Origin of the sequence: [Scytonema hofmanni] UTEX 2349 (assembly GCF_000582685.1) — a bacterium.
Lineage (GTDB): Bacteria > Cyanobacteriota > Cyanobacteriia > Cyanobacteriales > Nostocaceae > Hassallia > Hassallia hofmanni.
The window spans coordinates 4011062-4018864 of the sequence record NZ_KK073768.1 but is presented as its reverse complement, the minus strand read 5'-3'; the positions used below and the strand labels follow the sequence as shown (position 1 = coordinate 4018864).

The 7803-nt window shown below is 44.1% G+C and carries 6 protein-coding genes; 4 read left to right on the top strand and 2 right to left on the bottom strand.

All coding sequences use genetic code 11. From position 1 onward, the window contains the following. Positions 1-242 precede the first annotated feature (242 nt). Entirely contained in the window at positions 243-2102 is a 1860-nt protein-coding gene (locus TOL9009_RS0123125) for a S8 family peptidase (protein ID WP_029634999.1), read from the top strand. Here the strand turns inward: TOL9009_RS0123125 and TOL9009_RS47650 are convergent. Beyond that, positions 2084-2251, bottom strand: a complete 168-nt coding sequence (locus TOL9009_RS47650) for a hypothetical protein (RefSeq protein WP_186227628.1) — start codon at positions 2249-2251, stop codon at positions 2084-2086. The genes TOL9009_RS0123125 and TOL9009_RS47650 overlap by 19 nt on opposite strands. 17 nt (positions 2252-2268) lie before the next feature. On the opposite strand from TOL9009_RS47650, the gene TOL9009_RS0123120 reads away from it, so the two are divergent. After that, positions 2269-2496 carry a hypothetical protein gene (locus TOL9009_RS0123120; RefSeq protein ID WP_029634997.1) on the top strand — a complete coding sequence of 76 codons (228 nt, stop codon included), beginning with the start codon at positions 2269-2271 and terminating at the stop codon, positions 2494-2496. 676 nt (positions 2497-3172) lie between these two features. On the opposite strand, the gene TOL9009_RS0123115 is transcribed toward TOL9009_RS0123120, so the two are convergent. Beyond that, positions 3173-4258: an MraY family glycosyltransferase gene (locus TOL9009_RS0123115; RefSeq protein WP_029634995.1), complete on the bottom strand. Its 1086-nt coding sequence runs from the start codon at positions 4256-4258 to the stop codon at positions 3173-3175. A 157-nt stretch (positions 4259-4415) separates the two neighbouring features. Here TOL9009_RS0123115 and groL point away from each other — a divergent pair, with 157 nt between their 5' ends. Next, positions 4416-6092: a chaperonin GroEL gene (groL, locus tag TOL9009_RS0123110; RefSeq protein ID WP_029634993.1), complete on the top strand. Its 1677-nt coding sequence runs from the start codon at positions 4416-4418 to the stop codon at positions 6090-6092. Positions 6093-6582: 490 nt separating this feature from the next. Continuing rightward, positions 6583-7563, top strand: coding sequence for an ABC transporter substrate-binding protein (locus TOL9009_RS0123100; RefSeq protein ID WP_029634991.1), 981 nt, complete (start codon positions 6583-6585; stop codon positions 7561-7563). Positions 7564-7803: the final 240 nt, after the last annotated feature.

Here is a 7803-nt window from a genome sequence, read left to right as displayed (position 1 = left end):
AACGTTAAACGCCTCTGGAGACATCAGCCTCTGCATGTCGGAAGAAATTCCTTCAAGTAAGTTGAGTCGCGGAAAGAGGAAGCCCAAAGAGTGATCTTTGGAATCCTCGTACCTAAAGGTCGAGGAGGATGTCAATAAGTCCTGAATGAAACATATGTAACTAAAGCGTAAAATACATCAACTAAAGGGCACAGATAAGTTATCGTAGTGAGAAAACTGGCATTCATCGGTGATGAGTTAATATGCGAAGGCTTATATTATTGTGCTTGTTTGTCATCGGGCTGGGTGCTGCGATATTTGGTTTCCTGAACTATCAGGGACTAGCAGCCAAAGGTAATTTTGAGACGATTGTGCTGGATTTTCGCGAAGATATTTCCGCTGTTGAGGTGGAGAAAAATCTGCAAGCGATCGCTCTTCAATATAACGTTACACCCAAACTCGATAACAAATTTTCCGAAAAGGATCATGTGTATGTTATCAAAGGCGATCGGCAACGGCTGAAAGCTTTAAGAAAATCTTCATTTGCCAAAGTTACAGAATTCATCGAGCCAAACTACATTTACAAAATTCCTAATCCTGGTCAAGCTGCTAGGCTCGCAGAATTTTTGCTACCCCAAGACGATGACGATACCAAAGTTTCTGCAAGTCCCACTGCTCCCAACGATGAATATTACAGCAAACAGTGGAACCTGCACAACATTAATGTTGAAGGTGCATGGCAGCAAACCAAAGGTAGCGGCATCACGGTTGCAGTAATTGACACTGGTATTAGTCGCGTCCGTGACTTGAAAGAGACAAAATTTGTCCCAGGTTACGACTTTGTGAACGACACAGAAGAAGCCACAGACGATAACGGACACGGCACTCACGTTGCTGGTACCATTGCCCAAGCCACTAATAATAAATATGGTGTCGCTGGAATTGCTTACGAAGCGAAGTTAATGCCGTTAAAGGTGCTGAGTGCTTATGGTGGTGGAACTGTTGCTGATATTGCCGAAGCAATTAAATTTGCCGCTGATAAAGGCGCAAATGTAATTAATATGAGCTTGGGTGGTGGTGGTGAAAGCCAGTTGATGAAAGATGCGATCGATTATGCCCACAGAAAAGGCGTAGTCATCATTGCCGCAGCCGGAAACGAAAATAGTAATGGTGCTTCTTATCCAGCTCGTTATCCTCATGTTATTGGCGTTTCTGCCTTAGGCGCAGACGGCGAAAGAGCGCCTTATTCTAACTTTGGTGCTGGTGTAGATATCTCCGCCCCTGGTGGCAGTGATGCTGGTAAGATTTTGCAAGAAACCATCGACCCCGATAACAATGGCGTAGGGGTGTTTATGGGCTTCCAGGGTACAAGCATGGCTGCCCCTCACGTTGCTGGTGTGGCAGCATTAATTGAAGCTTCTGGAATCAAAGAACCAGATCAAGTCTTGGCAGTCCTTAAGGAGTCGGCAAGAACTATTAAAGAAGACACGTTGAACTACTACGGCGCCGGACAACTGAATGCTGATGCAGCAGTTAAACGTGCAGTAATTGGGCAAATCACCTTCCAAGATTTCTTTGCGTGGTTACGGGATAACGGTTATATTAACCCAGGCTTTTGGATTGATGGTGGTGCGATCGCCCTATTACCCAAGATTTTAATGGTAGTCGGTTCCTACCTGCTAGCTTGGTTTTTACGGGTTTACTTCCCCTTTACCTGGAGTTGGTCTTTAGCCAGTGGCTTAGTCGCCGGCAGTTCGGGGTTATTCTTCTTGAAAGGGATTTATATCTTTGATATTCCCCAATGGCCCCTCCGCGTCTTGGGCAGTTCAATTCCCGAACTCGGCAACGCGCTTCAGGGAACAGATGCTTTTAATCCTTTGTTTGCCAGCGTGTTGATTCCGATTATTTTAATGGCGCTGCTTTTGGGAAATCCTACCTGGAAATGGTTTGCAGTCGGTTCCACCTTAGGTGTAGCCGCATGTCTAGGAGTCAGCGCATTTTTCGATCCAGCAGTTTGGGGCTTAGGAAATGGTACTTGGTCGCGCCTTTTCCTCATCATCAACGCCCTACTCTGTTACGGACTTGCTAGGTTAGCACTGAAAAATCAGGAACAAGCTGTGTAGGGCATGGGGCATTGGGCATGGGGCATTGGGCATGGGGCATTGAGCATTGGTAATAATTTTTTTCTTTTCCCCTTTCCCCTTTCCCCTTTCCCCTTTCTCCTTTCTCCTTTCCCCTTTCCCCTTTCCCCTAAAAAATCCCCATTACCCATTTAAAACTTAAAATCATATGAGCATTACAGTTACAGGTACTATCGAACACCGTGATATTGGCACAGGCGCTTGGGCGCTTGTTACAGACGATGGCGTTACCTACGAAATCCTTAGGGGTGCTGACAAAAACTTACTTCAAGCCGGACAAAAAGCAAAAGTCACAGGAAAAGTGCGTGAAGATGTGATGACCATTGCCATGATTGGTCAGGTTTTAGAAGTAAAATCTTTTGAAGTGACGAAATAGATTTAATATCACATTCGCCAAATGACACATATTGTAGAGACGTTCCGCTGGAACGTCTTTATTATTTTCTATACGTGAATTAGATTATAGAATAAGCGTTGAAACGCTTACTACTAGTTTTCTTCAGAATTCATAAAAATCCCCCAGCAGGTATAAACCAACTAGGGGAGTGAGTTATCAGGGTGCATCTACCAATTACTTGTTCTCAGGTCATACGCTCTCTTCCGGATGAAATTGATGTATAAAAATTCTTGTGATTTTTTGTCATAAAAAACCCCCTAGCAGGTATAAACCAACTAGGGGAGTGAGTTATCAGGGTGCATCTACCAATTACTTGTTCTCTGGCTATACGCTCTCTTCCGGATGAAATTGGTGTATAAAAGATATTATGCTTTTTTTCATAAAAAACCCCCTAGCAGGTATAAACCAACTAGGGGACTGAGTTATTAGGGTGCATCTACCAATTAGTTGTTCCTAGAGAAACCAGCATACTCCGGATAAAATTGAGGAACTCTTAAAAAAGCACTTGGCACATTAGACATCTGGTAAAAATTATTATCCGTTGCCCGAAACCCTTGATTAGACATAGTAATGCTACGTCTCTACGGCTTTTCTGGAGATGTCTATTATGTAGTAAGCGATTCATCGGTTCAAAATGTAACATTTGGGTTTTTGGCTATTGTACCGTCGCTCGTATTCTTTGCCAGAGAGTAAAGCTTAAAAGGACAATAATGCCGCTGAGGGTGGCAACCATCACGGCTAAACTCATATTCTGTGTTCTCATTGCCAGCAAGTTGAAAATCAAGGTGATTGACCACAAAGTAAACCCAGCGTTGCGCTGGGATAAACCCCAAGCTAGCAAGCGGTGGTGCAAATGGTCTTTACCGGGGGTACTCATGGGATTTTTCCCTGCCATCAATCGCTTGACTACCACTTGAGTTGTATCTAGGACTGGCAACAGCAAGAATAACACTGTCGGCACGAGTGAAAACACAGTAGTTACTTGGAGTTTACCGAGAATACTAGTTGCCGCTAGCACATAGCCAAAAAAGTATGCCCCGGCATCACCCATAATGATTCGCGAGGGGTGGAAGTTGTGACGCAAAAAGCCCAGCGCCGCGCCCCCCAATGCTGCTAAAACTAAAGTTGCGGCTGCCCGATTGGGAAACTGAGCAGAAACTGCTAACAAACTCATGGCAGTGATAAAGCTGACTCCTCCTGCCAAACCATCCATCCCATCCATCAAATTGATGGCGTTGGTAATTCCTACGACCCAAAACACCGTCAAAAACATTGACAAAATTGAGTCAAAGGGTGTGCCAAAATTTATATCAATACTGATTTTATTAGCAACCAGCAATAATGCGGTGAGAATCTGAGTAAACATCCGCACAGACGGGGGTAAACTGAACTGATCGTCTATAAAGCCGACAAGAACTAATATTGAACCTCCAAGTAAAATTGTCAGCACCTGCACCAATACGTTCTGTACTTCGATTGGGCGTAAAAGGCTAGCTAGTACTAGTGCGGCGATTACTCCGGTGTAGATAGCCAAACCCCCCGCATTGGGCAAAGGTTCTCGATTTAATCGTCGTGCGTTTGGTTGGTCAGCCCAACCGACCCGCAAGGCGAACTTGCGTAAAGTCGGAATCATACGCCACGTAACTAGCCAAGCCAAAAGAAACGTAAATACTACTGCTAACCAGCCGGAACCGCTAGGTTTAGCTATACCAATAGACTGAAGGGAGTCGTATAGATTCATCTCCCGATTTAAGCATTACTGCCAATAGCCGACATGAGCATCAACTGTATATTAATCAATTTTTTTCCATTTATTTGTAAAATGAACTGCCTCCTCAGTTAGCACTCAAAGCTATTGAGTGCTAAATTGTCTATTGGAAGCGCTAGAGAAGTAAAACATGGCAAAAATTGTTGCATTTAACGAAGAATCACGTCGGGCACTAGAAAGAGGCATTAACGCCCTTGCCGATGCGGTAAAAATCACTTTAGGTCCAAAAGGTCGCAACGTCCTTTTAGAAAAGAAATTTGGTGCCCCTCAGATTGTTAATGATGGTATCACTGTTGCCAAAGAAATTGAATTAGAAGATCCGCTAGAAAATACTGGCGCGAGACTGATCCAAGAAGTGGCATCAAGAACCAAAGATGTGGCGGGAGATGGCACCACCACCGCTACAGTTTTGGCACAAGCGTTAGTCAGAGAAGGTTTAAAGAACGTCGCTGCAGGCACGAATCCAGTAGCTTTAAAGCGGGGGATCGACAAAACCATCGAAGCGTTGGTGCAAGAAATTGCTGCCATCGCCAAGCCAGTTGAAGGTAGTGCGATCGCCCAAGTCGCCACCGTGTCAGCTGGGAACGATGAAGAAGTGGGCAATATGCTTGCCGAAGCGATGGAAAAAGTTACCAAAGACGGTGTAATCACTGTTGAGGAATCCAAATCCCTAACTACTGAGTTGGAAGTTGTTGAAGGGATGCAAATAGATCGGGGTTATATTTCCCCCTATTTCATCACCAACAACGATCGCATGACGGTGGAATTTGAAAACGCTCGCATCCTGATTGCTGACAAAAAAATCAGCAGCATTCAGGATTTAGTGCCTGTCTTGGAAAAAGTTGCCCGCTTGGGTCAAGCTTTGCTAATTATCGCCGAAGATGTAGACGGTGATGCTTTGGCAACTTTGGTAGTTAACAAAGCAAGAGGTGTGCTGAGTGTTGCTGCCATTAAAGCCCCAGGATTTGGCGATCGCCGCAAAGCAATGTTACAAGATATTGCGATTCTCACCGGCGGACAAATGATTTCTGAAGAAATCGGTCTAAGTTTGGATACCGCTACTTTGGAAATGCTGGGAACTGCCCGGAAAATCGTTATTGATAAAGAAAGCACCACCATTGTAGCCGGCGAAGCGACTTCAGATGTCCAAAAGCGAATTAGTCAAATTCGCAAACAGTTGGAAGAAACTGATTCCGACTACGACAAAGAAAAACTGCAAGAACGCATCGCCAAGCTAGCCGGCGGTGTGGCAGTGATTAAAGTCGGTGCGGCAACCGAAACCGAACTCAAAGACCGTAAACTGCGGATTGAGGATGCTCTCAACGCTACTAAAGCTGCTGTGGAAGAAGGAATCGTTCCGGGTGGGGGAACAACCCTGATTCACTTGGCGAAGAAGATTGAGGAAATTAAAAAGAGCCTCGACGCAGAAGAAAAGATCGGCGCTGATATTTTAGCGCGAGCGCTTGAAGCTCCCCTCCGTCAAATTGCGGATAATGCTGGTGCTGAAGGTTCGGTTATTGTTGCCAGAGTGCGCGAGAGCGATTTCAACATCGGTTACAACGCTGCTACAGGCGAATTTGAAGACTTGATTGCTGCTGGGATTATTGACCCTGCTAAAGTTGTACGTTCTGCTTTGCAAAATGCCGCATCTATCGCAGGTATGGTTTTGACCACAGAAGCGATCGTTGTTGAGAAGCCTGAGAAGAAATCCGCCGGCGGTGCCCCTGACATGGGCGGTATGGGCGGTATGGGCGGTATGGGCGGTATGGGCGGTATGGGCGGTATGGGCGGCATGGGCATGATGTAGTCCAGGACGCTTGAACTAGGAATTGGGTAATAAAGCCCCAGCCCAATTCCTAATTTCCGTCGTCAAATCCAGTAGGGCGGGGTTCCCCTGCCCTGAAATAATTAAATACTTTAAAAAAATTAATAATTAAATTTGGCAATTTGAAAGCGATCGCTTTCAAATTGGGAATTATCACCTACTTTATAAGCAAATACAAATATTGTCATCGAATTAATTACTGACTTTTCACGTCATGTGGAAAAGCTAACGCGAAACCTAACCCCCTAGCCCCATTCCCTTGTAGGGAAGGGGGAGAATTCAAAGCCTCTCTCCTGCAAGGAGAGAGGTTTTCCAGATCCCGTGAAAAGTCAGAATTAATTAGGGATATTCCCAAAACAGAAACTTTTTTAATTCAATATTTCACAAAATTTGCTAGTCAATTTTAATTTGAATAATTAGTTGATTTAGCTGAATTTTGGAGTGGCAATGATGAAAAAATATCAAATATTCTATGTTTAAAATACTCAGATACGTTAAGATTTTTCTCATTACCGTCTGTTTGCTATTTGCTTGTCATACTTCAGCGCCACCCGAATTTAAACGCCCTCCCTTGAAAGTGGAATTTACATCTTTTGTTGGGGAGTATTCAGGCATCATTGCTCAAAAAAAAGGATTCTTCAAGGCTCAAGGGGTAGATGTGGAACTAATTCATAAACGATATATACAATTGGAACAAGCAAATTTCAGTGCGGGTAAGTATGATGGTATTTCATTGGCATTAGGAAGTTTTATCATCTTGAGTGCCACAAATCCAGATATACAAGGCGTGGTGGTTATAAATGAATCAACAGGAGCAGATGTGGTAGTCGCCCAATCACAAATTAAAACCGTCGCTGACTTGAAAGGGAAAAAGCTAGGGGCAAATCTAGGCGGTTTTAGCGAAGTTTTCGTGACTGAAATGTTGAAAACTGCCAACTTAACCAGCGATGATGTGAACTTGGTTAAAGTAGAGGCTTCCGATATTCCTCAACGCCTGAAAAATAATATTATTCAAGCCGGACACACTTGGCAACCCCATCTTTCTGAAGCTATTAAATTAGGGGGACATATCCTATTTAGCAGCAAACAAACCCCTGGCTTGATTTTAGATATGATTGTCTTTCGGGGTGAGACAATCCGCGATCGCCCTGAAGACATTCGTGCATTTGTGCGAGGATGGCTCCAAGCCACGACCTACTGGAAAGCAAATGTTCAGGAAGGAAACGCTATCATCAGCAAAGCGTTAAAAATTCCTAGCAATACAATCTCTCTGAAGGGAGTAAACCTAATTGATTTAAGTGAAAATCAAAAATTATTTCAATCTAGCAACCCTAACTCCATTTACAAAACTGCCAAGATATATGCAGACTTTTTTATTCGCTCTGGAAACCTGACGCGCATTCCTGAATTAAAAAGTTTGTTCAATTCTTCCTTCTTGAACCCTCCCTCCTAGAGGATGTTTGAAAAGTATTGGGCGAATGGAATTCGCTACTACACAAGCAAAGTCCACCTCCGTGGACTAATACAAAATCAAGGGTTTTAACCCACGGAGGTGGGTTTTGTCTGTATAGCCGAGACTTTTAGTATTGGGCGAATGGAATTCGCTACTACACAAGCAAAGTCCACCTCCGTGGACTAATACAAAATCAAGGGTTTTAACCCACGGAGGTGGGTTTTGTCTGTATAGCCGCGA